A 21,910-nucleotide genomic window follows, 5' to 3' on the forward strand; every position below is an offset into this window, starting at 1 on the left:
CGGTTGGTTGCGCCTGTCACGAAACAGCCACTTTGTGGAGCCGTTCTCAACACGCTGCAACTGCCTGTTTTGTGTGCGTTTTATTTTATGAACAAAAAATGACCAGGGTAGGTTTTGGTCTGTAGCACTGATAGCTACAGGCTCTGTAAAGAATTCATCAACAGAGTTATCCACAGGGCGCGTGTAGGAAGTTTCGCCCATTAATCGCGCTCGGCCAGTACCATCAAGTTGCGCGGCGTTAGCGTGGGTTCACAGAAGGTGCCTATCTCAACCGTGTAGCCCTGTTCTTTCAAGAACAGCGCGCGATCCAACACCAGCCACAGTTCCAGCGGCCGCCGAAACAACCCTCTGACCAACTCCAGGTTGCGCACCTCGGCCAAGCGCCGCCAACCGTGTGCCTCCAGCGCCGCCCAATCCTGTTCACCTGTGGATAAATTCTTGAGGCGCGCCAGTTCCTGGCAGTAGTCAGCGAAGGGTTTATCCAGCCAGCTGGCGGGCAGGGACGGCGTGGGCAGGTACTGGTCGCCGCCACGCAGTTGGCGTTGCAACTGGTCGAAACCCAGGCGCCGGGCCATGGATGTGTCCCGGTGCTGGCGCACGCGATTGCCGGCGGTGACGGTTTCGCTCAGCGGTAACCCCAGGTCATCGATTGAAAGCTGTAGTTGCGAGGCACGCCCGGCGGTGGACAAGGCGTGATAGCGCTCGGCGCCGATGCGGTTATAGCAGCAAGGTGCCAGCGCCAGACGTTTGCAGCCCGCCGCACTGGCCACGTGCAACAGCCGCACATGCAGATCGCCGCAGGCATGCAGGGCGACGGGCGTGTGTTCGGCACTGATCGCCACATCGGCCATCACGTCTTGCAGGCGATGGGTCACGGCCAGGCTGTGATGGTCGCTCAAGGCCTGGCCCGAGGCGATCAGCGCCGGGTCGTATTCAAGGCAGGTCAGTTGTTGGCCAGGTTGCAGCAAGCGGCGGCCGAGGTGGCCTTTGCCGGCGCACCAGTCCAGCCAATGCAGGGGTGTTGCAGCAAAATTCAGCGCGGCGCCGAACGCCTCGATTTGCTGCCATTTGCGCCCGGGCACATCCACGCTCAGGCGATGGCGGGCAGGCTCCAGGGTGTGTGCGGGTAACTTATCCACAACGCTGAGCTGCGCGGCCTGAAAAGCCAGCTGTGGAAAAGGCGCGGGCGCCGGCAGTTCATACGGGTGGTTGTGACAGGCTTCGGCATCGGCCAGCGAGCGCTGGCGCAGCCACTGGGCCAGCTCGGGGTGCTGGTGTTCCCAAGGTAAGTGCAGGTGCGTAAAGGGCCGTGGTCGCCACAGCCCTTGGTGCTCGATTAAAAACGCATCCAGCGCCGCGAAGCGCGCTTCAACGTCCCTGGCAAGCATCGACGCGCAACCAGCGTTCGAGCAGTTTGAAGCCGCGCACCAGGATGTAGGCCATCAGCAGGTAGAACAGCCCCGCCGCGAAGAAGATCTCCACCGGCAGGTAGGTGCGGGCGATGATGGTGCGCGCCATGCCGGTCAGTTCCAGCAGGGTCACGGTGCTGGCCAGGGCGCTGGCCTTGAGCATCAGGATCACTTCGTTGCTGTACGCCGGCAGGCCGATGCGCGAGGCGCGCGGCAGGATGATGTAGAACAGCGTCTTGGGTTTGGACATGCCCAGGGCGCGCGCCGCTTCGATCTCACCCGGCGGGATGGCCTGGATGGCACCGCGCAGGATCTCGGCGATATACGCGGCGGTGTGCAAGGTCATGGTCGCCGTGGCGCACCAGAACGGATCGCGCAGGTACGGCCACATAAAGCTGTTACGCACCGCATCGAACTGCGCCAGGCCGTAATAGACCAGGAACAACTGCACCAGCAGCGGTGTGCCACGGAAGAAGAAAATGTAGGCGTAGGGCAGGGCGCTCACGTACCAGCGGCGCGAGGAGCGCGCGATACCCAGGGGAATCGCCAGCAGCAAACCGGCGATCACGGCGATAGCCACCAGTTCCAGGGTCAAGGTTGCGCCCTGGGCCAGTTTGGGCAGCCACTTGATGATCACGGCCCAGTTCAGGCCCAGGTCGAAGTGCGACAGCCAGCTGTAGTCACCGCTCATTGGGTGCTCCTTGCAAAGCCGCGGGCGGCGCGTTTTTCCAGGAAGTGCATGCCGGTCATGGCCAGCACGGTGAGGCCCAGGTACATAAAGGCTGCCACCATAAAGAAGGTGAACGGCTGCTTGGTCACGGTCACACCGATCTGTGCGTGACGCATGATTTCCTCAAGGCCGATCACCGACACCAGCGCGGTGTCTTTCATCAGGATCATGAACAGGTTGCCCAGGCCCGGCAGGGCGATGCGCCACATCTGCGGCATGATCAAGCGGGTGAAAATCCGCACCTTCGACAGGCCCAGCGCCACACCGGCTTCGCGGTGGCCCTTGGGAATGGCGAGAATCGCGCCGCGGAACACTTCCGTGGCGTAGGCGCCAAAGCACAGGCCCAGGGCGATAACCCCGGCGGCAAAGGCACTGAGCGACAGGTCGGGGTTACCCAAAAACTCGCCCAGGGCACGCATCAGGTTGACGGTGCCGAAGTAAATCAGCAGCACCCACAGCAGCTCGGGAATGCCCCGAACGATGGTCGAGTAAGCCCCGCCCAGCCATTGCAGCGGCTTGTACGGTGAAGTCTTGGCCAAGGCGCCGGCAAGGCCGAGCACCAGCCCCAGGCACAGGGCCGTGAGCGCCAGTTTGACGGTCATCAGCGCGCCAGCGGCAAGCGCCGGGCCGAATCCGTAGAGATCGAAATTCATGGTGTTTTCATATCGCGGCAGGCATTGCTGAAAGCCGGCGCGCTACTCACTAATAGAAGCGCGCCGGTCAGGCCGTTCAGATCATTCGATGCTGAACGGGAAGTACTTGTCGTTGATCTTCTTGTAGGTGCCGTCTGCCTTGATCTCTGCCAGGGCTTTGTTCAGGCGCTCGCGCAGCGGGTCGCCCTTGCGTACGGCGATACCGATCTTGTCGCTTTCTACCACCGGGTCGCCTTTGAATTCATAAGGCTTGCCGGCATCGCTCTTGAGCCATTCGTACTGCACGTACTTGTCGGCCAGGATGCCGTCAAGGCGGCCGGAAGTCAGGTCGAGGTAGGCGTTTTCCTGGGTGTCGTAGAGGCTGGCCTTGGTGTCCGGCAGCTTGTCTTCCAGGTAAGTGCCGGCCAGCGTCGCGCGCTGTGCACCGATGGTCTTGCCCTTCAGGTAATCCGCGTCGGTCTTGAAGTCGGCTGTGGCTTTGGGTGCGATGAATTGCAGCTTGTTGGAGTAGTACGGGTCGGTGAAGTCGACGGCTTGCTTGCGTTCATCGGTGATCGACAGCGAAGAAATCAGGAAGTCGAACTTCTTGGCGTTCAGGGCCGGAATGATGCCGTCCCAGTCGGACACATACACGTCGCACTTTTCGACTTTCATCTTCGCGCACAGGGCGTCGCCGATGTCTTTGTCAAAGCCCACGACGTTGCCGCTGGCGTCTTTATTGTTGAAGGGCGGGTAAGCCGCTTCGATCCCCATTTTCAAGGTCTCTGCCATGGCCGTGGCGCTGAACGCCATCGAAACGGCCGCGGCCAGAAGGAATTTTTTATAGATCTGCATGCATGTTGCTCCGTTAGCGGTTGCTGGACATGAATTGTTTGCAGCGCGCCGAAAGCGGGTTTTCAAACACCTGCTGTGGCGATCCTTGCTCTTCGACCAGGCCCTGGTGCAGGAACACCACTTCACTGGAAACCTGACGGGCAAAGCCCATTTCATGGGTGACCAGCAGCATGGTGCGGCCTTCTTCGGCCAGCGCGCGGATCACATTAAGTACTTCCTGGACCATTTCCGGGTCAAGCGCCGATGTCGGCTCGTCGAACAGGATGACCTTGGGCTGCATCGCCAGGGTGCGTGCGATGGCTGCCCGTTGTTGCTGGCCGCCGGACAGTTGCGCCGGGTACGCGTGGCGCTTGTCACTGATGCCGACCTTGGCCAGCAGGGCTTCGGCCACTTCTATCGCTTCGGCCTTGCTCTGGCCGAGCACGCGGCGGGGCGCCTCGATGATGTTGTCGAGGATGCTCATGTGCGGCCACAGGTTAAAGTTTTGAAACACAAAACCGATTTCGCTGCGCAGGCGGTTGATCTGTTTGCCGTCTGCCGCCATCAGCTCACCGTTTTTCGCGGCCTTGAGCTTGAGTTCTTCACCGGCCACCAGGATCTGGCCCTGATGGGGGTTTTCCAGCAGGTTGATGCAACGCAAAAAGGTGGACTTGCCGGAACCGGAGGAACCCAGGATCGAGATCACGTCGCCGTCGCGGGCGGTCAGCGAGATACCTTTAAGTACCTCCAGCTCACCATAGCGTTTATGCAAGTTGCGGATTTCAAGCGCGGGCGCGGCCTCAGCCATGTGCGGTCCTCATTGTGTTCAGTGCATTCTTGCTGTTGGGCCGCCTTCCTGGCGAGGCGCCAAGCTAGCATAGCGTTCGGATGGCAGCCAACAGCGCTGCGGACGGTTAACGGGTGGTCTGCGGCAGGGTGTCGCATCGGCACAGCAGCGTGTCGCGCTATCAACAACCTACAGACGTTTGAACCCGATAATTCCACAGGCTTCACGTAAAAAAGGGCGCGATGGTGCCAGCTTTGGCCGGGTGTTGGAAGGGTTAACCGGGCAAACGGTCCTTATCAGCCCTTTTATGGAGCGTCACGTACTTTTTGTGTGTGTTTTTGGTGCGTATTTTCGTGTCGCAGTTGGGTCGCACGGTAACGCTATAGCGCAATGCCATAGTTCTCAACGACTTGCGTGAGCTGATGAATTGTCCTACAGCCCGCGTCAATCGCGGTTTCGTAACATTTTGGCGCAAATCTTGCGTAAAAAATAAAGAACGCCCCGTTGGTTTCTTTTCACGAGAAGGATCGCAGGCCGGGCGGACCGTTTTCGCAATTCCTCGCAAAGGTGTGTCAATGAGTAGTACGCAAAGCTCCAATGACCTCGAACAGGGGCTCAAACCGCGTCACGTCACCATGCTGTCGATTGCCGGCGTTATTGGTGCCGGTTTGTTTGTCGGCTCCGGCCACGCGATTGCAGCCGCCGGCCCGGCCGTACTGCTGGCGTACGCCGCTGCGGGCACGCTGGTGGTGTTGGTGATGCGCATGCTCGCCGAAATGGCCGTGGCCTCGCCGGACACTGGTTCGTTCTCCACCTATGCTGACCGCGCAATCGGTCACTGGGCCGGTTTCACCATCGGCTGGCTGTACTGGTGGTTCTGGGTGTTGGTGATTCCACTGGAAGCCAACGCCGCTGCGACCATCCTGAATGCCTGGTTCCCCGATGTGGCGATCTGGGCGTTTACCCTGATCATCACCTTGCTGCTCACGGCCACCAACCTGTTCAGCGTGAAGAACTACGGTGAGTTCGAATTCTGGTTTGCGCTGATCAAAGTCGTGGCGATTGTGGCTTTTGTGATCCTTGGCCTCGCGGCGATCTTCGGCTTCCTGCCGACCAGCCAGGTCAGCGGTGTTTCGCACCTGTTTGATACCCAAGGCTTCATGCCTAACGGCATGGGCGCCGTATTGGCGGCGATCCTGACCACCATGTTCTCGTTCATGGGCACCGAGATCGTCACCATTGCAGCGGCCGAATCGAAGAACCCTGGCCAGCAAATCACCAAGGCCACCAACTCGGTGATCTGGCGGATTGGTTTGTTCTACCTGCTGTCGATCTTCATCGTGGTATCCCTGGTGCCATGGAACGATCCGACCCTGGCGGCGGTAGGTTCCTACCAGACCGTGCTTGAGCGCATGGGCATCCCGAATGCCAAACTGATCGTCGACCTGGTGGTACTGGTTGCCGTGACCAGCTGCCTCAACTCGGCGCTCTACACCGCCTCGCGCATGCTGTTCTCCCTGGGCCGTCGCGGTGATGCGCCGGCCGTAGCCAAGCGCACCAACAAAAGTGGTACGCCTTACTGGGCAGTGTTGCTGTCGACCGGCGCTGCGTTCCTGGCGGTATTCGCCAACTATGTGGCCCCGGCTGCAGTGTTCGAATTCCTGCTGGCCAGCTCCGGCGCCATTGCGCTGCTGGTGTACCTGGTGATCGCCGTGTCGCAACTGCGCATGCGCCAGAAACGCACGGCAGCGGGTGAGAAGATTGTGTTCAAGATGTGGCTGTTCCCCGGCCTGACCTACGCGGTGATGGTGTTCATCGTCGGCACGTTGACCATCATGCTGTTCCAGGAAGCCCACCGCGTCGAGATCATCGCGACCGGCATTCTGAGCTTGCTGGTGGTGTTGGCGGGGCTGTTTGTGGCGAGTCGTCGCAAGGCGCAGAAGGTAGGCGCTGCGGTGCTCAATTGATGTGATGAACTGCGGTGCGCAGTGCGCCGCAGTTCAAAAAAAGTGTGGGAGCGGGCTTGCTCGCGAAAGCGGCGTGTCAGCCGCCAGATGTGCTGGCTGATCCACCGCATTCGCGGGCAAGCCCGCTCCCACAGTTGTTTTGTGTGAGTCAGCTGAATCAGCCATAAACACTGAACTCTGTGGGAGCCGGGCTTGCTCGCGAATGCGGTGTTTCAGTCGCCAGATGTGCTGGCTGATTCACCGCTTTCGCGGGCAAGCCCGCTCCCACAGTTGTTTTGTGTGAGTCAGCTGAATCAGCCATAAACATTGAACTCTGTGGGAGCCGGGCTTGCTCGCGAATGCGGTGTTTCAGTCGCCAGATGTGCTGGCTGATTCACCGCATTCGCGGGCAAGCCCGCTCCCACATTTGTTTTGTGTCAGTCAGCTGAATCAGCCATAAACATTGAACTCTGTGGGAGCCGGGCTTGCCCGCCACATTGTGTTGTGTGTCAGTCCTGGGAGTTGACCAGCGCCTGGGATGCCGCCACGTAATCGGCCTGGAACTGCGGGGATTCAATCCACGCCAGCGCCGCGGCTTCATCCTCGGTATCCGTGGCCCACTGGCGATATTCGATCAACGCCGCCAGGATAAAATCGGTCGCGTCTTCTTCGCCTTCCTGCTCCAGCACCACGGCCAGCAGTGGGTGCGCCAGGAATGCCGCACACAACGCCTGCTGGCTGATTTCGCCCGCGGCGCGCATCTCGACGAACAACTCGGTCAAATCCACCGACTCAAGGTCAATGCGGCTGTCGTCGCCAGCGAACGCATCCGGCTTGGTCGCGACGGCGCGCTGGGTGCGGTTTTGCTTGGCCTTGGCCTTGGCCCGGTGGGCACGTTTTTGCTGCTTGTTCGGCGAGGCCATGGGCTCAACCTCCTTGGGTACTTAATCGGTGTGGGGTATTGAAGCGCAGGTTGGGGGAAATCCCAAGAGCTTCTGTGATGCTTCGCCTGTGAGCGTGCGTTCTGTCAGTAACTCCAGTTCGGCACGTAGCTCCTCCTCGCTAGGTAGCACTAGTTTGTACTTACTGGCGAATAACTGCTCGTGGCCTTCGAGTACGGAGTAACGCACAACAGAGGCATCTTTGTGTGAGCAGAGAATAATTCCCACTGTGGGACCATCTTCGGGGCTGCGTTTCAAATCGTCGTACATGCGCACATACATGTCCATCTGGCCAATGTCCTGATGAGTCAGCTCTCCGCGTTTTATATCGAAAATTACAAAGCACTTGAGCAGGTAGTTGTAGAACACTAAGTCAAGGTAGTAGTCCTTGCTTTCGGTGCTGATTCGTTGCTGACGGGCGACAAAGGCGAATCCTTTACCTAGCTCAAGCAGAAAGCTTTGCAGCTGTTTAATCAGCGCATGCTCAATATCGCTTTCCAAGAGCAGCCCAGGGTTGGGCAGCCCTAGGAACTCCAGAAGTACGGGGTCGCGAACAAACTCTCTTGGGCTTTGTTTCAGGCAGTCAATTTTTTCAGCTGCTTCTTCTTTGACTGCGCTGCGATCTTGACTGGCGAGTAAGCGTTCATAGTAAAGCGTGCCGATTTGGCGCTCCAGGGCTCGAGTGGTCCAGTTTTGGGTGGCGGACTCGTTCATGTACCACTCTCTTGCGTTCGCATTCTCGACTCGCAATAGGGTGCGGTAGTGAGTCCAGCTTAATTCGCGACGCAGTGCGTCGTATTTTGGGAATGCAAGAAAAAAGCCCCGCATGTGTCGAAGGTTTGTTGCATCAAACCCTTTTCCATAGCGGCCCGTCAGCTCGTTGGCCAGGGTTCGCAGCAGTTTTTTGCCATATTTGGCGCGAGTACTTCCTTGCTGTTCAAATTCGACAATGTGGCGCCCAATTTGCCAGCAGGTCAGCACCTGAATGGCATCCACGGAACGTAGAGCTTGTTGGCGCGCCGCATGGATGAGTTTGATCAGGCTGGCGAGCAAAGGACTCAGCTGCGGATCATCGGCGCAAGGTGCTGGCGGTATTTTCACAAGTTCTTCGCAGTCATTGGGCGAAGAAGAATCTCAGGTAATACCGCCAGAAACACGTCGATGGAAAGTTGTGATGGCGTAGGAAATGCGGAGCTTTTGGGTGGGTTATTTAGCTCGCCACGTGCTGACCTGGAGTATTGGCGGTCAGTTTGCCTTTCTGCAGCCATTCCAGCGCAATCGGCCACAACCGGTCCTGATATTCACTACGAAAAAAAGCGAAATGCCCGACGGCTTTTTCGCCGATATCCTCGGGCGCGATTCGCAGGTGAGTGCGCGCGCTGTTTTCAAAATAGCCCAGCAGTCGCTCAATAGCCGCCACTGTGCCAAACGGATCGTCGGTGATGCTGATAGCCAGCAACTGCGCGTTCACACGGGCAAATGGCAGTTCACCCAGGCAGCGCCCGCTGGGGCGCGTTTCATAACGCGGCGTCGGCATGCTCCAGTCGCGCACCACGCCCGCCGGCGTGTCCTCCAGCCAGCCCATGCGCTTGCCGGGGAAATACCCGTACAGGGCCGTCACCAGCGGCATCACCACGTGCCATTTGGCAAACATGCGCCAGCGCCCGCTCGCCGCGTAATCGCGCCAGTACGCAAACTGGGCGCCGACCGTCACGATGCGCCGAATCACCGCGCCGCAAGCACCGAGCCCTGCCGCGCACCCACCGAAACTGTGGCCGACCACATCAATCGGCTGCCCCGGAAACTCCCGCTGTGCGCGCTGCAGCATCGCCTCGAAATCCAGTACGCCCCAGTCCGACCACGACGCCTTGAAGCCTCGCAACGCGCCGCTGCGGGATTCGCCGATGCCACGGTAGTCGTAGGTGATCACGTCGAAACCGTTGGCAAACAGGTAGTCGGCGAAGCGTGAATAGTGGCGGCAGCGGACCGAGGTGGCGGCGTTGATGATGACGACCGGGCGTTCGAAGTCGGTGCGCGGGTGGCGCCAGGTGAAGCCCCCAATCAGGTAACCGTCGGCAGCGAGCTCCTTGAAGGGATCGCTGTGGCCTGGTTTGGAGTTGATCGCAGCCATTCGCAAAGAGGCGTCATTCAAGTTCATCGTTTATCGGCCCGTGCCTGTTTTTATTTTTTTAGTAACAGTTGTTCAGTTTGCCAGCACTTGTGCCCTCTCTGACAGGGCTACTAATGTTCGGCACTTACTGATAACGCCACACATCCGAGAGGAACGACAGCAAACCATGGACCGTTTAGACTGGCAGGTACCCATTACGGAGGTCTCTATGAGCATTCCCCTTTCTCCCATCGTTTCGGAATTTGAAACCGAGGAGCAGGCTGCCAGTTATGACCTTTGGTTCCGCGCCAAAGTGCAGGCTTCGATTGATGACCCACGCCCAAGTATTCCGCATGACGAGGTCATGTCTGAAATGCGAGCTTTGATTGAGTTGAAGCGAAAAGAGCGTGATGCGAGTTGAGTGGCGGCCTGAGGCGCGGGCTGAACTCAGAGCGATTTTGAATTATATCGTTGATCACAATGTTGCGGCGGCCAGTCTTCTGAACGAAGCCATTGAGGCTGCGACAACTGCGCTTCCTCAGCATCCTTACCTGTACCGCTTGGGGAGGGTCTCGGGCACACGAGAAATTGTTGTGCATCCCAATTATCTGGTGATTTATCGCATTACAGATTGGATTGAGATACTGACGGTGCTCCATGCTCGCCAGGAATACCCCTGATACGCGCCCAACTTTTACCACTCGACCTCCTGCCAGTAGATGCCTAGGCTTGCACCTTTGCAATCGACTCGAGCGTCCTAATGACCCGCGACACCCTCGAACACAACCAAATCCCGATCTACTTCGTCGCCGTGCTCCTGGCGGCCGCATTTGGCGTGTTCGCGCCCTTGTCAGCCCAAGGCCTCGGTGTGTTGGTCACGCCGGCCATTGCAGTGCTGATGTACGCCATGTTCCTGCAAATTCCGTTTCTGGACCTGCGCCAGGGCCTGGGCAACAAACGCTTCATCGGCGCATTGCTGCTGGCCAATTTCATTCTGGTGCCCTTGCTGGTGTGGGCATTGACCCGAGGCCTGGTGGAGCGCCCGGCGTTGCTGGTGGGCGCGTTGCTGGTGTTGCTCACACCGTGTATCGACTACGTGGTGGTGTTCACCCATATCGGCAAGGGTGACTCGCGGCTCATGCTGGCGGCGACGCCGGTGCTGTTGCTGCTGCAACTGGTGCTGCTGCCGGTGTACCTGAGTTTTATGCTGGGCGCGCAATCCGCCGTGGTAGTGGCGGTGGGGCCGTTTGTCGAGGCGTTCCTGTTGCTGATTGTGCTGCCGATGATCCTGGCGGTGTTGACCACCTCCCTGGCACGGCGCTCAAGCACTATCAATCTTTGGAACAACGCCTGGGCCTGGCTGCCGGTGCCGGCGATGGCGCTGGTGCTGCTTGTGGTGATCGGCTCGCAGATTACTTCGGTGGTGCGCGATATCGCGTTGTTGCTGCCGGTGATTCCGGTGTACCTCGGCTTCCTGTTGCTGGCGCCGCTGATGGGCGCGCTGGCTGCGCGGCTGTTTGCGTTGCCTGCGGTAACCGCGCGGGCGGTGACCTTCAGTGCTTCGACGCGCAACTCGTTGGTGGTGCTGCCACTGGCGTTGGCGCTGCCTGAAGATGTGCGCGGTCTGGCCGCCACGGCGGTGATTCTGCAAACCCTGCTTGAACTGGTGGGCGAGCTACTCTACATCCGGCTGATTCCCGCGCTGGTGTGGCGCGCCGGTCGATAGGTACATAAATACTCGGATTTGTTCAGGCGTTATTCAGGGGCGCAGTCGGCACCATGGAGTCGGCGTTCCCCACCTGAAAGGACATTCGATGGACCACCGCAGCCGTTATCGCCTGGAGTCGCTGGGCCTGTTTCTGATCGCTTTATTGCTGTTCACCTTGGGCATCTGGGACGAGCAACCCCAAGGCTTTGACGGGCGCTGGGCGTTGTTCATGCAGGAAATGTTTCGCCATGGCGCGAGTCTTTTCCCTACCACCTACGGCCAGCCGTACCCGGACTACCCCGGCACTGCGACCTTTTTCAGCTTTGTGTTTGCCCGCCTGTTCGGCGCGCCGAACCACCTGGCCAACGTGCTGCCGACGGCCCTCGCTGCGGCGGGCATGATCGCCCTGGTCTATCGCCTGCTGGCGCCGTTCAGTCGGCCCTGGGCATTGCTGACGGTGCTGCTCACGCTGCTCACCACCCAACTGCTCGATAAATCGCGCTCGGTCTGCCTGGACCTGATGGTCGCGCTGTTATGCGTAGGCAGCTTCTACCTGCTGCACACGGGCGAGCGTCTCGGCTCACGGCTTCGACAGTTGGCGGTATTCCCGCTGTTTGTGCTGGCCTTCGCGATTCGTGGGCCTTTGGGGCTTATCGAAGTCTGCGGCGTGGTCTGCGTTTACTGGGCGCTGGGCCGGCCGGGTGAGCGGGTCAAGCAGGTGCTGATCCACGGTTTAGTCGGGCTGGTGTTGCTGGGGGCCTGTTGGTGGGCATTGATGAAGCTGGCGCGGGTCAGCGGTGGCGATGCCTTTGCCGACGATGTGTTCAGGATGCAAGTCAGTGGGCGCCTCGACGAGTCCGGCGAGCCTTTCTACTTCTACTTCAAGTTGAGTTTGTACCGCTACTTCCCGGTGGTGCCGTTGGCCTTGGCGGCGATGATCGCGCTGCGGCATCGCTGGTCCGAGCGCTGGGGCAACGAAGACGTGCAAATGGTGGTGCGCTTGGCGGCCTGTGGCCTGATGATTTTGCTCGGGCTGTCGGTGCCGCACTTCAAGCGCGCTTACTACATTCTGCCGATGGTGCCGATGTTTGCCGCTGTCGCTGCCTATGGGCTGCTCCAGGCGCAAAACTGGTTCGTCGGTGTGCGCCGCTGCTACGAATGGCTTGTCGTGGCGCTACCGGCGTTGTGCGTGGTGGTGTTGTTTATCTGCCGGCACACCTGGCAGAAGCACGGTTACTGGCCCGACGTGTCGCTGCCGCCGTTGATCGGCGTGTGGGTGGTGCTGCAAGTGGCGGCGCTGATTGCCTGGCGTCGCCCTTTGCGTCTGGTATGGCTGAGTGTGATCGCCTTGGCGGCGCAATGGGTGCTGCTGGTGGTGGTGATCGACCCGGCCAAGGACCTGCAATATGACACCCGCAAGTTTGTCAGCCAGGTAGAGGCACTGCGCGCGTCGCAGCCGGGGCCATTGGTGTTTGTCGACCTTGGCCGCGACACCTGGGCAATCCGCTACATGATGAACCTGACGCACGATGAGCAGCCGCTGTTCGTCGCCGGTAACGAGCCCGAGAAGCTCGCCACCCTGCCGCGCCCATCCTGGGTGCTGGTGCCGCGCAGAGAAGCAGCGCTGCTCAAGGGCACGCCGATGGAGCAGCAGGCACCAGACTTCGAAGGGCGGCTTAACGACAGCCCGCTGATGGTGTTTCTACTGAAGTAGGCAGGCGCCTACTTGCACTGGTAGCCCTCGGGCATCGTCACGGTGTAGTTGCGCTGCACGCGGTCCTGGAAGTTGAGGTTCTGCAGGCCCTGTTCAACCAGGAAGGCTTCGATCTTGGCGGCCTGGCAGTCTTCGTTGTAGGACATCACCCGCAACACGTACACCGCGCGCCGGCTTGCTTCGTCACGCGCGGTGGCGGTGAAGGTGGTGAGCGTGGTGTAGCCGGTGCGCTCCGAGGTGCCCACCGGGCCGTAGGTGGTGTTTGGCTTGCTGGTGCAGGTCAGCTGGTCGGCTTTCTTTTTGTTCTTCTTGCACTCGGTGGTGGTGCTGGTGGGCACCTGGCCGTAATCGGTGGCGGTGTAGCGGTAAGTGACCTGCTTGCTGTCGACATCCAGGACGATGGTCATTTTGATCGGCCCATGGTTCTTGGGCAGGCTGGCATCGGTGTACACCTCGCGAAAGCCCTGGTCCTTCATGGCGCTGACCATGTCCCGCAGGTAGTAGCGGGCATTGAGCGTGTTTTGCGCACTGCCGCCCACGGACGTGGTTACCAGCACCAGCGCCTGTCGATCAAAGTGATAGTCCGGATCCGGTGTTGCATTGATCGAGACATCCATTTGTGTGGCGCAGCCACTGAGCAACGCCGTCAGCAGCAACAGCGCGCAGAACAAGTACCGGTTCATCCAATAACTACCTTGCAACAGAAAATTCAGTAACAGCTAAACGATCGAGCAGCGGGATAAATAACCCTCGGGTGTGAATCGGGCGGGGCATTGGCCCGCGGCCACTAAATCGCAGGCAATAAAAAACCCCAAGGAATCATCTTCGCTTGGGGTTTTTCGGTATTAGTGGTGCCCAGAGACGGAATCGAACCGCCGACACGGGGATTTTCAATCCCCTGCTCTACCGACTGAGCTATCTGGGCAACGGGGCGCATTAAACGGGTTTTTCAGGGGGTCGTCAAGCAAGTTTTCAAAAAATATTTAATTATTACCGTCGCTTACGTGCCGACCCCGGTTTTTGATCAATTATTGAGCAGGCGGCACGTAGCCGTCGGCCTTCGCGTAATCCTCGCCGGAAAAGAACTTGTCCATTTCGCCCGCCAGGTATTTACGGTCTTCGGCGTTCATCATGTTCAGGCGTTTTTCGTTGATCAGCAGGGTCTGGTGTTTCAGCCAGTCGCCCCAGGCTTGGGCGGAGATATGTTCGAAAATATCCTGGCCCTTGGCGCCTGGGTACGGAGGACGTTCCAGGCCTGGCAGTTCTTCTTTGTACTTGCGGCACGTTACGGTGCGGGTCATGACGAAACTCCTGCGTTCAATACGTCGGCCGCGCGCTTCAGCAGTTTTTTCACCGGGGCGGCAAGGCCCAGGCGCGGCGGGGTGGCGAGGTTATACCAGAGCCAGTCGGCCTCGGCCACGTGATGGGCGGATTCCTCGACCTGCACCAGCCAGGGTTCGATGGCCAGCTGGAAGTGGCTGAAGGTGTGGATCAGCCCCGGCAGCGCCTGTTGTTCGCCCAGAGCCAGCGCGTGCTGGTTGGCGAGGTGTTCCAGGTCTTGCAGGTCATCAAGTTCCGGCAAGCTCCACAAACCGCCCCACAGGCCCGTGGACGGGCGACGGTAAAGCAGAATCGCGCCCTCGGCGTTGGCCAGCAGTGGCATCAGCGTGCGTTTTTGCGGGATGGTCTTGCGCGGCTTGGGGATCGGGTAACGCGTCTCCAGGCCGAGCATATGGGCTTCGCAGCCTTTTTCCAGCGGGCACAGCAGGCAGCTGGGCTTGCTGCGCGTGCAGAGCGTGGCGCCCATGTCCATCATTGCCTGGGTGTAGGCATTGACGCGATCGTGGGGCGTAAAGCGCTCAGCGGTGGCCCAGAGCTGTTTCGCGACCTTGGGTTCGCCGGGGTAGCCTTCTTGCGCGGTAAAGCGCGCCAGCACGCGTTTAACGTTGCCGTCGAGGATCGGCGCGCGCAGGCCCATGCTCAAGCTGGCGATGGCGCCGGCGGTTGAGAGGCCAATGCCGGGCAGCTCAGTGAGCTTTTGCACATCCTTGGGAAATTCGCCGCCGTATTCAGCGACCACGATTTTGGCAGTCTTCTGCAGGTTACGTGCACGCGTGTAATAACCCAGGCCCGTCCACAGGTGCAGCACTTCATCTTCCGGCGCGGCGGCCAGGGCTTCGACCGTCGGCAAGGAAGCCATGAACCGGTCGAAATAGTTGAGCACCGTGCTCACCTGGGTCTGTTGCAACATGATCTCCGAGACCCACACCCGGTAAGGCGTGATGCCCTGTTGCCAGGGCAGGTCATGGCGACCGTGGCGGTCGTACCAGTCCAGCACCGCCTGTGAAAACTGCTCGTTTCTCATCGTTTGAACAGGCCTTTAAGGGCGTCTTTAAGCTGCGGATTAACCTTGTCGAGCTTCTCTTCGATCTTATCGCTGAGCTTGTTGCCGGCCGCTTTGATGGCGACCTGGGTCAAGCCGTCCTTGTCCAGGCGGCAGGCCTTGGCGCCCAGTTCTAGCGGGCCACGGCAGCGCAGCGGCACTTCGATGTTCTGGAAGTTGGCGCCGACCTGGCAGGCCGGGTCCGGCACGTCGCGCTGGTCGCCTTCGACGATGATGCCGACGCGGTAGTCCATACCCAGCACACGCAGGTCGACGTCACCGTTGCCGTTGACCGCCAGGCCCGGGATGCGCACTTTGAGGTCCGGGTTGCTCGCTACGCCGTTACGCAAGTTAAGTGTGCCGCGCAGCTCCTGGAACGGTGTGTCCTTGCCCTGTGGCGTGGTGCTCAGTGTTTTGCGGTTGAGTAAGGCAATGCCGGTGCACAGTTGCTGTTCAATGTTGGCATTGAGCAGCGCGCCGTTAGTGATCACAAAGCTGGCGGTACCGTTGAGGCTGTCGATCAGCGCCTTTTGGCTGTTGCCACGGCCGCTGAGGTTGCTGTCGAGAGTGACCTGGCCTTTGACCGGCGGGTTTTGCCCCTGGGCTTGCAGGATGCGTTCAACCGGCACTTGCTTGATGTGGGTTTGCAGCGCCAGCAGCGGGATGTCCTGGCGCACATCGAGTGTGCCGTTGGCCTGGAAAGTGCCGTTGTAGAGGCCGCCGCTCAAGGTGTCGAGCTTGAGCTGGCCATCGGCGCCGGAGGCCTTGAGCGCTGCATTCTGGATCGGCAGCTTGCTTAAGGTCAGCTGCCCAAAGGCCAGGTCGGCGTTGACGTCCAGGGCGCGCAGGCGGGTCAGTGGCAGCAGTTTGTCGGTGCTCCACGCGCCTTTGGTCGGGGCTTCCGGCAATGGTGTGGTGCCACCTGCGGCCATGGCGCCGGCTTCGCTGTTCTGCACTTCGGCCTGGCGCGCGGCGGTTGCGCCTTTGGCCGATTCGGACTTGGCCGGCAGGTAGTTATCAGCGTTGAAGGTGTCGCCCTTGAGCTGCACGCGCAGGGCTTGCCTGGCAAAGTCATCCACGGCGATACGACCGGTGAAGGTGCTGCCGTCGAGTTTCAGGTTCAGGTCTTCCAGCGCCACGCTGGTCGGGGTGCCCTTGAGGCGGCTGACCAGCTCGACTTTGCTCAGGCTGCCGTCAGCCATGGGCGGCAGCGGGTGGCCGACGCTGTCGAGGAACTTGGCCAGGTCAAACTGGGCAATCGACAGCGCGCCGCTGACTTGCGGGGTTTTGTTCAGGTCATTGACCTTCAGTTCGCCCAAGGCGCGCAGTTGGTTGGCGGAGAGCTTGAGGTTGGTCCATTCGGCGATGTTGGCCGCCAGGTCCACCAGCAATTGGCCCTGGGTGGAGAAGGTCACGGTCTTGCCTTGCAGCGGCTCGCCGGTGGCTTCGCCGCTGAGTTTCATGTCTTCGAACTGGTAGCGTTGCAGGGCACGCTGGATACGCAGGTTGCCGTTCAGTTCGGTTTTGACACGCATCAGTGGCTGGTTGCTGCCCAGGAAGGCGGTGAGCTTGAGTGGAATGCTCGCGCCTTCGTGCACGGCGCCGGCGCTCAGTTGGATACTTTCGGCGCTGAACTGTTTGCCGGTCTGCTCATCGTTGTATTCAACGCGGGCGTTGTTGATGGTCAGGCTGTCGATGTCCAGGCGGATCGGCTTGGGCGGCTTTTCCGGTTCGGGCTCGGCCGGGGCTTGCGTTGGGGCAGGGGCGCCGGCGGTTTCGCCTGCATCCGGCACGTTCTTGCCGATGTCTTCCCAGTTGCCGTGGCCTTGCTTGTCACGGGTAAGGCGCAGGTTGAGGCCTTCGACACGCACATCGCTCATCTGCACTTCGCGGCGCAGCAGCGGCAGCACGCGCACCGACAGGCCGAGCATCTGCAAGTCGGCGAACGGTTGGGTCGGGTTGGTCATGGTCGCCACGCTGGCTTCATGCAGCTCAAGGCCCAGCCAGGGGAACAGGCTCCAGCCGATATCGCCATTGAGCGTCAGCTCGATGTGGGCCTTGTCGCGGGCAATCTGGCGAATCTCGTCTTTGTAGTCGTTGGGATCGAAGAGGTGGGTCAGGGCAAAGCCCAGGGCCACAATGATCAGCAACAGCCCGAGGAGTACCAGACCCAGGATTTTGCCGAACGCTTTCATGGGCGAGTCCTTGTATGTCGATTTCAAAATTTAGCCGCAGAGTATAACGCCCGAAGGCCTGCGTCAGTTCACGCATCGTTACATTGTATCTAGCACCGGCAAAGTCGGATTTTGCTGTCAAACAAATCAGTTTGAGTAAAAAAGGTGATGTCAGTTTGGTTTTTCTGTCACCCACTGGTGCTAATCTTTGCGGGTTCGTCTGTCGTCTGCGACACAAAGTCGCGCTTAAAAGGAGCTTTACTCAACAACAACGGCCAACGCTCTGCGTGCAAGGTCGAGGGAGAGAGTGCCTGACGGACACATACTAATAACTGGGGGAAACACCAATGAGCACTAGCACTGCGGCCGGTAGTACTGCCGCACAGCCTGCGTTCCTGTCCAAGGAACGCATTATCGCCAAGCCCGGCTTCAACCGCTGGCTGGTTCCACCGGCCGCCCTGGCCATCCACCTCTGTATCGGCATGGCCTACGGGTTCTCGGTATTCTGGCTGCCGCTGTCCAAGGCACTGGGTATTACCGCACCGGTCGCCTGCGCGCCGGACATGAGCTTTATTGCGCAAGTCTTCTCGTCCCAGTGCGACTGGCCCATCTCCATGCTGGGCTGGATCTACACCCTGTTCTTCATCTTCCTGGGCTGCTCGGCGGCCATCTGGGGCGGCTGGCTGGAACATGCCGGGCCACGCAAAGCCGGTGTTGTCTCGGCGTTGTGCTGGTGCGGCGGCCTGTTGATCTCGGCGCTGGGGATTTATACCCACCAGATCTGGCTGATGTGGATCGGCTCCGGTGTGATTGGCGGTATCGGCCTGGGCCTGGGCTACATCTCGCCGGTGTCGACCCTGATCAAGTGGTTCCCGGACAAGCGCGGCATGGCTACCGGCATGGCGATCATGGGCTTCGGCGGTGGCGCGATGGTGGGTGCACCGTTGGCCGCAGCGCTGATGGGCCATTTCGCCTCGCCAACCAGCGTGGGTGTGTGGCAGAGCTTTGTGGTCATGGCCGTCATCTACTTCGTGTTCATGATTGGTGGCGCACTCTCGTACCGCGTGCCGCCGACCGGCTGGAAGCCTGAGGGCTGGACCGCCCCGGCGAAAAAAGCCAGCAACGCGATGATCACCCACCGCCACGTGCACGTGAACGTAGCGTGGAAAACCCCGCAATTCCGCCTGGTATGGCTGGTGCTGTGCCTGAACGTGTCCGCCGGTATCGGCATCCTCGGCATGGCGTCGCCGCTGCTGCAGGAAGTGTTCGGTGGCAAGTTGCTGGGTGTGGATGTGCCGTTTGGCCAGCTGGACGCAGGTCAACTGGCTTCCATTGCGGCCATCGCTGCAGGTTTCACCGGTCTGTTGAGCCTGTTCAACATCGGTGGCCGGTTTTTCTGGGCGTCGTTCTCCGACTACCTGGGCCGTAAAAACACCTACTTCGTGTTCTTCGCCCTGGGCTTTGCCCTGTACGCGCTAATCCCGAACCTGGGGCACCTGGGCAACGTGGCACTGTTTGTGGCGGCGTTCTGCATCATCCTGTCGATGTACGGCGGCGGTTTTGCGACCGTGCCTGCGTACCTGGCCGACCTGTTCGGCACCCAGATGGTCGGCGCGATCCACGGTCGTCTGTTGACCGCTTGGGCGGCGGCCGGCGTGCTGGGCCCGGTGTTGGTGAACTACCTTCGCGAATACCAGCTGAGCATCGGCGTTCCGCGCGCTGCGGCCTACGACATCACCTTGTACATCCTTGCAGGCCTGCTGGTGCTGGGTTTCCTCTGCAACCTGCTGGTGCGCCCGGTGGCCGACAAGTACTTCATGACCGACGCCGAGCTGGCTGCCGAACAGGCGCTGGGCCATGACAAAGGCGCTGATGCCAGCACTTCGCTGGAGTGGAAAGCGGCCCCTGGTACTGTGCCGATGGCGATTGCCGCCTGGCTGGTGGTAGGTATTCCGTTGGCGTGGGGTGTGTGGGTGACCCTGCAGAAGACAGCGGTGTTGTTCCACTAATCCCGCCTGATCGTTCCCACGCTCCCGCGTGGGAATGCAGGCTGTGACGCTCTGCGTCACCATGGCGCAAGGCTTCAGTCGAGCGTCGACAGCGGAACGCGGAGCGTCCCAAGCGGCATTCCCACGCAGAGCGTGGGAACGATCTTTGCGCACCATGCTGGGGCGCATTCATCAACTCGTCAGTCTTATCCCCTTCGATGTTTCTGTTTAGCGCCCGCACCCCTATAATGGCTGCCTTTTTCGCCCAATGATTTTGCGGAGCTGGTGATGGCCGAACGTAAGGTATCCGTCGAGCGCGACACTCTGGAAACCCAGATCAAAGCCTCGATCAACCTGGATGGCACCGGAAAGGCCCGATTTGATATCGGTGTACCTTTTCTTGAGCACATGCTGGACCAGATCGCCCGCCACGGGCTGATCGACCTGGATATCGTCAGCAAGGGCGACCTGCATATCGACGACCACCACACGGTGGAAGACGTAGGCATCACCCTCGGCCAGGCATTTGCCAAGGCCATCGGCGACAAAAAAGGCATCCGTCGCTACGGCCATGCCTATGTCCCGCTGGACGAAGCGCTGTCGCGTGTAGTCATCGACTTCTCCGGCCGCCCGGGTCTGCAGATGCACGTGCCGTACACCCGCGCTACCGTGGGCGGCTTCGATGTCGACCTGTTCCAGGAGTTCTTCCAGGGCTTCGTCAACCACGCACTCGTCAGCCTGCACATCGACAACCTGCGCGGCACCAACACCCACCACCAGATCGAAACCGTGTTCAAGGCATTCGGCCGCGCACTGCGCATGGCCGTAGAGCTGGATGACCGCATGGCCGGGCAAATGCCATCGACCAAGGGCGTTCTGTAATGCAGACGGTCGCGGTTATCGATTACGGCATGGGTAACCTGCACTCGGTGGCCAAGGCGCTCGAGCACGTAGGCGCCGGCAAGGTGCTGATCACCAGCGATGCCGATGTGATTCGCGAAGCCGACCGCGTGGTGTTCCCCGGCGTCGGCGCGATTCGCGATTGCATGGCCGAGATCCGCCGCCTGGGCTTTGACAGCCTGGTGCGTGAAGTCAGCCAGGACCGCCCGTTCCTCGGTATCTGCGTGGGCATGCAAGCCTTGCTCGACAGCAGTGAAGAGAACGGCGGCGTCGACTGCATCGGCCTGTTCCCCGGCCAGGTGAAGTTCTTCGGCAAAGACCTGCACGAAGACGGCGAGCACTTGAAGGTGCCGCATATGGGTTGGAACGAAGTCAGCCAGACCGTCGAACACCCGCTGTGGCACGACATTCCGGACCTGGCGCGTTTCTACTTTGTGCACAGCTACTACATCAATGCCGGTAACCCGCGCCACGTGGTGGGCGGCGGGCATTATGGCGTCGACTTCGCCGCCGCGCTGGCCGACGGTTCGCGCTTTGCCGTGCAGTTCCACCCGGAGAAAAGCCATACCCATGGCCTGCAATTGCTGCAGAACTTCGCCGCGTGGGATGGTCGCTGGTAATGGCCAAGAAGCCGAAGCCGCCGATCTTGAACCTCACGCCCGAACAGGAGCGTGAGGCGACCGACAAGATCAAGCGTTTCATGGAGGACCGTTTCGAGCTCAAGTTGGGCTCGTTCGAGGTCGCCGAAATTCTTGAGCTGTTCACCACCGAAGTGGCGCCGCACTATTACAACAGGGCGATTTTCGACACGCAGACGCTCCTTAAAGAAAGGTTCGAAAGCATCGAAAGCGACCTGTGGTCGCTTGAGAAACCCTGATTTCCCAAGCATTGCTGAATATCGAATAAGGTTTGCCAGATGCTGATTATCCCCGCTATCGATCTCAAGGACGGCGCTTGTGTACGCCTGCGCCAAGGCCGCATGGAAGACTCCACCGTGTTCTCCGATGACCCGGTGAGCATGGCTGCCAAATGGGTAGAAGGGGGCTGCCGTCGTCTGCATCTGGTGGACTTGAACGGCGCCTTCGAAGGCCAGCCAGTCAATGGCGAAGTGGTGACCGCCATCGCCAAGCGCTACCCGAACCTGCCGATCCAGATCGGCGGCGGCATTCGCTCCCTGGAAACCATCGAGCACTACGTCAAGGCTGGCGTGAGCTACGTGATCATCGGCACCAAAGCGGTGAAAGACCCGGCGTTTGTGGCAGAAGCCTGCCGTGCGTTTCCGGGCAAGGTGATTGTCGGCCTGGATGCCAAAGACGGCTTTGTCGCCACCGACGGTTGGGCTGAGATCAGCACCGTGCAGGTCATCGACCTGGCCAAGCAGTTCGAAGCCGACGGCGTGTCCGCCATCGTTTATACCGACATCGCCAAAGACGGCATGATGCAGGGCTGCAACGTGCCGTTCACCGCAGCGCTGGCCGCCGCGACCAGGATCCCGGTGATCGCCTCCGGTGGCATTCACAACCTGGGTGACATCAAGTCGCTGCTGGACGCCAAGGCGCCCGGCATCATCGGCGCCATCACTGGCCGCGCGATCTACGAAGGTACTTTGGACGTCGCCGAAGCCCAGGCTTACTGCGACGCCTACAACGGCTGA

22 protein-coding genes and 1 tRNA gene are annotated in these 21,910 nt (G+C 60.1%); 10 read left to right on the forward strand and 13 right to left on the reverse strand.

Going from position 1 to position 21,910, the window contains the following annotated elements; translation table 11 throughout:
• Positions 1 to 200 precede the first annotated feature (200 nt).
• From AOA59_RS12845 to AOA59_RS12865, 5 genes are all read right to left on the reverse strand, one after another.
• Positions 201 to 1,388 (reverse strand): methyltransferase, encoded by a 1,188-nt coding sequence (locus tag AOA59_RS12845; protein ID WP_099487701.1) that lies wholly within the window; start codon positions 1,386 to 1,388, stop codon positions 201 to 203.
• Complete coding sequence (locus tag AOA59_RS12850) at positions 1,369 to 2,058, reverse strand: ABC transporter permease (RefSeq protein ID WP_058422651.1); 690 nt, start codon at positions 2,056 to 2,058, stop codon at positions 1,369 to 1,371. Before AOA59_RS12850 ends, AOA59_RS12845 begins: the two co-directional genes overlap by 20 nt.
• 38 nt (positions 2,059 to 2,096) lie before the next feature.
• Positions 2,097 to 2,792 (reverse strand): ABC transporter permease, encoded by a 696-nt coding sequence (locus AOA59_RS12855; protein WP_065930816.1) that lies wholly within the window; start codon positions 2,790 to 2,792, stop codon positions 2,097 to 2,099.
• Positions 2,793 to 2,873: 81 nt separating this feature from the next.
• The gene (locus AOA59_RS12860; RefSeq protein WP_099487702.1) at positions 2,874 to 3,626 is read right to left on the reverse strand and encodes an ABC transporter substrate-binding protein; all 753 of its coding nucleotides are present in this window, start codon (positions 3,624 to 3,626) and stop codon (positions 2,874 to 2,876) included.
• A gap of 13 nt (positions 3,627 to 3,639) precedes the next feature.
• A complete protein-coding gene (locus AOA59_RS12865) occupies positions 3,640 to 4,413 on the reverse strand; it encodes an ABC transporter ATP-binding protein (protein ID WP_017138656.1) in 774 nt (257 codons plus the stop codon).
• 554 nt (positions 4,414 to 4,967) lie between these two features.
• Here AOA59_RS12865 and gabP point away from each other — a divergent pair.
• Positions 4,968 to 6,359, forward strand: a complete 1,392-nt coding sequence (gene gabP, locus AOA59_RS12870) for a GABA permease (RefSeq protein ID WP_056860683.1) — start codon at positions 4,968 to 4,970, stop codon at positions 6,357 to 6,359.
• 488 nt (positions 6,360 to 6,847) lie between these two features.
• On the opposite strand, the gene AOA59_RS12875 is transcribed toward gabP, so the two are convergent.
• From AOA59_RS12875 to AOA59_RS12885, 3 genes are all read right to left on the reverse strand, one after another.
• On the reverse strand, positions 6,848 to 7,261 hold the full coding sequence (locus tag AOA59_RS12875) for a hypothetical protein (protein WP_099487704.1): 414 nt from the start codon (positions 7,259 to 7,261) through the stop codon (positions 6,848 to 6,850).
• Positions 7,262 to 7,282: 21 nt separating this feature from the next.
• Complete coding sequence (locus AOA59_RS12880; protein WP_256593052.1) at positions 7,283 to 8,380, reverse strand: YhcG family protein; 1,098 nt, start codon at positions 8,378 to 8,380, stop codon at positions 7,283 to 7,285.
• 109 nt (positions 8,381 to 8,489) lie between these two features.
• Complete coding sequence (locus tag AOA59_RS12885; protein ID WP_099487708.1) at positions 8,490 to 9,437, reverse strand: alpha/beta fold hydrolase; 948 nt, start codon at positions 9,435 to 9,437, stop codon at positions 8,490 to 8,492.
• A gap of 181 nt (positions 9,438 to 9,618) precedes the next feature.
• Here AOA59_RS12885 and AOA59_RS12890 point away from each other — a divergent pair, with 181 nt between their 5' ends.
• From AOA59_RS12890 to AOA59_RS12905, 4 genes are all read left to right on the forward strand, one after another.
• A complete protein-coding gene (locus AOA59_RS12890) occupies positions 9,619 to 9,810 on the forward strand; it encodes an antitoxin (protein ID WP_099488070.1) in 192 nt (63 codons plus the stop codon).
• On the forward strand, positions 9,800 to 10,069 hold the full coding sequence (locus tag AOA59_RS12895) for a type II toxin-antitoxin system RelE/ParE family toxin (RefSeq protein ID WP_058422637.1): 270 nt from the start codon (positions 9,800 to 9,802) through the stop codon (positions 10,067 to 10,069). Before AOA59_RS12890 ends, AOA59_RS12895 begins: the two co-directional genes overlap by 11 nt.
• A gap of 80 nt (positions 10,070 to 10,149) precedes the next feature.
• Positions 10,150 to 11,115 carry an arsenic resistance protein gene (locus AOA59_RS12900; RefSeq protein WP_065930926.1) on the forward strand — a complete coding sequence of 322 codons (966 nt, stop codon included), beginning with the start codon at positions 10,150 to 10,152 and terminating at the stop codon, positions 11,113 to 11,115.
• Positions 11,116 to 11,203: 88 nt separating this feature from the next.
• Positions 11,204 to 12,811 (forward strand): glycosyltransferase family 39 protein, encoded by a 1,608-nt coding sequence (locus tag AOA59_RS12905; protein ID WP_099487710.1) that lies wholly within the window; start codon positions 11,204 to 11,206, stop codon positions 12,809 to 12,811.
• 8 nt (positions 12,812 to 12,819) lie between these two features.
• Here the strand turns inward: AOA59_RS12905 and AOA59_RS12910 are convergent, their stop codons facing one another.
• The 5 genes from AOA59_RS12910 to AOA59_RS12930 form a co-directional block, all read right to left on the reverse strand.
• Positions 12,820 to 13,494, reverse strand: coding sequence for a hypothetical protein (locus AOA59_RS12910; protein ID WP_056860677.1), 675 nt, complete (start codon positions 13,492 to 13,494; stop codon positions 12,820 to 12,822).
• A gap of 166 nt (positions 13,495 to 13,660) precedes the next feature.
• Positions 13,661 to 13,736 (reverse strand) — tRNA-Phe (locus tag AOA59_RS12915).
• 103 nt (positions 13,737 to 13,839) lie between these two features.
• On the reverse strand, positions 13,840 to 14,112 hold the full coding sequence (locus AOA59_RS12920; protein WP_099487712.1) for an oxidative damage protection protein: 273 nt from the start codon (positions 14,110 to 14,112) through the stop codon (positions 13,840 to 13,842).
• Positions 14,109 to 15,176 carry an A/G-specific adenine glycosylase gene (mutY, locus tag AOA59_RS12925; protein WP_069786761.1) on the reverse strand — a complete coding sequence of 356 codons (1,068 nt, stop codon included), beginning with the start codon at positions 15,174 to 15,176 and terminating at the stop codon, positions 14,109 to 14,111. The genes AOA59_RS12920 and mutY overlap by 4 nt, the downstream gene beginning before the upstream one ends.
• Positions 15,173 to 17,389: an AsmA family protein gene (locus tag AOA59_RS12930; RefSeq protein ID WP_099487714.1), complete on the reverse strand. Its 2,217-nt coding sequence runs from the start codon at positions 17,387 to 17,389 to the stop codon at positions 15,173 to 15,175. Before AOA59_RS12930 ends, mutY begins: the two co-directional genes overlap by 4 nt.
• A gap of 326 nt (positions 17,390 to 17,715) precedes the next feature.
• Between AOA59_RS12930 and AOA59_RS12935 the strand changes: the two genes are divergently transcribed.
• The 5 genes from AOA59_RS12935 (at position 17,716) to hisA (ending at position 21,910) form a co-directional block, all read left to right on the forward strand.
• Positions 17,716 to 19,377, forward strand: coding sequence for an OFA family MFS transporter (locus AOA59_RS12935; protein WP_065930809.1), 1,662 nt, complete (start codon positions 17,716 to 17,718; stop codon positions 19,375 to 19,377).
• A gap of 267 nt (positions 19,378 to 19,644) precedes the next feature.
• Entirely contained in the window at positions 19,645 to 20,238 is a 594-nt protein-coding gene (gene hisB / locus AOA59_RS12940; protein ID WP_017138645.1) for an imidazoleglycerol-phosphate dehydratase HisB, read from the forward strand.
• Positions 20,238 to 20,876, forward strand: coding sequence for an imidazole glycerol phosphate synthase subunit HisH (hisH, locus tag AOA59_RS12945; protein ID WP_099487716.1), 639 nt, complete (start codon positions 20,238 to 20,240; stop codon positions 20,874 to 20,876). Before hisB ends, hisH begins: the two co-directional genes overlap by 1 nt.
• Positions 20,876 to 21,133, forward strand: a complete 258-nt coding sequence (locus tag AOA59_RS12950) for a DUF2164 domain-containing protein (protein ID WP_005783916.1) — start codon at positions 20,876 to 20,878, stop codon at positions 21,131 to 21,133. Before hisH ends, AOA59_RS12950 begins: the two co-directional genes overlap by 1 nt.
• A 39-nt stretch (positions 21,134 to 21,172) precedes the next feature.
• Positions 21,173 to 21,910 carry a 1-(5-phosphoribosyl)-5-[(5-phosphoribosylamino)methylideneamino]imidazole-4-carboxamide isomerase gene (hisA, locus tag AOA59_RS12955; protein WP_008435688.1) on the forward strand — a complete coding sequence of 246 codons (738 nt, stop codon included), beginning with the start codon at positions 21,173 to 21,175 and terminating at the stop codon, positions 21,908 to 21,910.

The sequence above is a fragment of the Pseudomonas sp. 2822-15 genome (assembly GCF_002742515.1).
GTDB lineage: Bacteria > Pseudomonadota > Gammaproteobacteria > Pseudomonadales > Pseudomonadaceae > Aquipseudomonas > Aquipseudomonas salomonii.

Bases quoted from the DNA above. Each gene is read 5' to 3' on its own strand.
- AOA59_RS12890 (WP_099488070.1), top strand. From the start codon at position 9,619: ATGAGCATTCCCCTTTCTCCCATCGTTTCGGAATTTGAAACCGAGGAG.
- AOA59_RS12930 (WP_099487714.1), bottom strand. From the start codon at position 17,389: ATGAAAGCGTTCGGCAAAATCCTGGGTCTGGTACTCCTCGGGCTGTTG.
- AOA59_RS12855 (WP_065930816.1), bottom strand. From the start codon at position 2,792: ATGAATTTCGATCTCTACGGATTCGGCCCGGCGCTTGCCGCTGGCGCG.
- AOA59_RS12885 (WP_099487708.1), bottom strand. From the start codon at position 9,437: ATGAACTTGAATGACGCCTCTTTGCGAATGGCTGCGATCAACTCCAAA.
- hisB (WP_017138645.1), top strand. From the start codon at position 19,645: ATGGCCGAACGTAAGGTATCCGTCGAGCGCGACACTCTGGAAACCCAG.
- AOA59_RS12900 (WP_065930926.1), top strand. From the start codon at position 10,150: ATGACCCGCGACACCCTCGAACACAACCAAATCCCGATCTACTTCGTC.
- AOA59_RS12905 (WP_099487710.1), top strand. From the start codon at position 11,204: ATGGACCACCGCAGCCGTTATCGCCTGGAGTCGCTGGGCCTGTTTCTG.
- AOA59_RS12845 (WP_099487701.1), bottom strand. From the start codon at position 1,388: ATGCTTGCCAGGGACGTTGAAGCGCGCTTCGCGGCGCTGGATGCGTTT.
- AOA59_RS12865 (WP_017138656.1), bottom strand. From the start codon at position 4,413: ATGGCTGAGGCCGCGCCCGCGCTTGAAATCCGCAACTTGCATAAACGC.
- AOA59_RS12875 (WP_099487704.1), bottom strand. From the start codon at position 7,261: ATGGCCTCGCCGAACAAGCAGCAAAAACGTGCCCACCGGGCCAAGGCC.
- hisA (WP_008435688.1), top strand. From the start codon at position 21,173: ATGCTGATTATCCCCGCTATCGATCTCAAGGACGGCGCTTGTGTACGC.
- AOA59_RS12860 (WP_099487702.1), bottom strand. From the start codon at position 3,626: ATGCAGATCTATAAAAAATTCCTTCTGGCCGCGGCCGTTTCGATGGCG.
- AOA59_RS12910 (WP_056860677.1), bottom strand. From the start codon at position 13,494: ATGAACCGGTACTTGTTCTGCGCGCTGTTGCTGCTGACGGCGTTGCTC.
- AOA59_RS12895 (WP_058422637.1), top strand. From the start codon at position 9,800: ATGCGAGTTGAGTGGCGGCCTGAGGCGCGGGCTGAACTCAGAGCGATT.
- AOA59_RS12920 (WP_099487712.1), bottom strand. From the start codon at position 14,112: ATGACCCGCACCGTAACGTGCCGCAAGTACAAAGAAGAACTGCCAGGC.
- mutY (WP_069786761.1), bottom strand. From the start codon at position 15,176: ATGAGAAACGAGCAGTTTTCACAGGCGGTGCTGGACTGGTACGACCGC.
- AOA59_RS12935 (WP_065930809.1), top strand. From the start codon at position 17,716: ATGAGCACTAGCACTGCGGCCGGTAGTACTGCCGCACAGCCTGCGTTC.
- hisH (WP_099487716.1), top strand. From the start codon at position 20,238: ATGCAGACGGTCGCGGTTATCGATTACGGCATGGGTAACCTGCACTCG.
- gabP (WP_056860683.1), top strand. From the start codon at position 4,968: ATGAGTAGTACGCAAAGCTCCAATGACCTCGAACAGGGGCTCAAACCG.
- AOA59_RS12950 (WP_005783916.1), top strand. From the start codon at position 20,876: ATGGCCAAGAAGCCGAAGCCGCCGATCTTGAACCTCACGCCCGAACAG.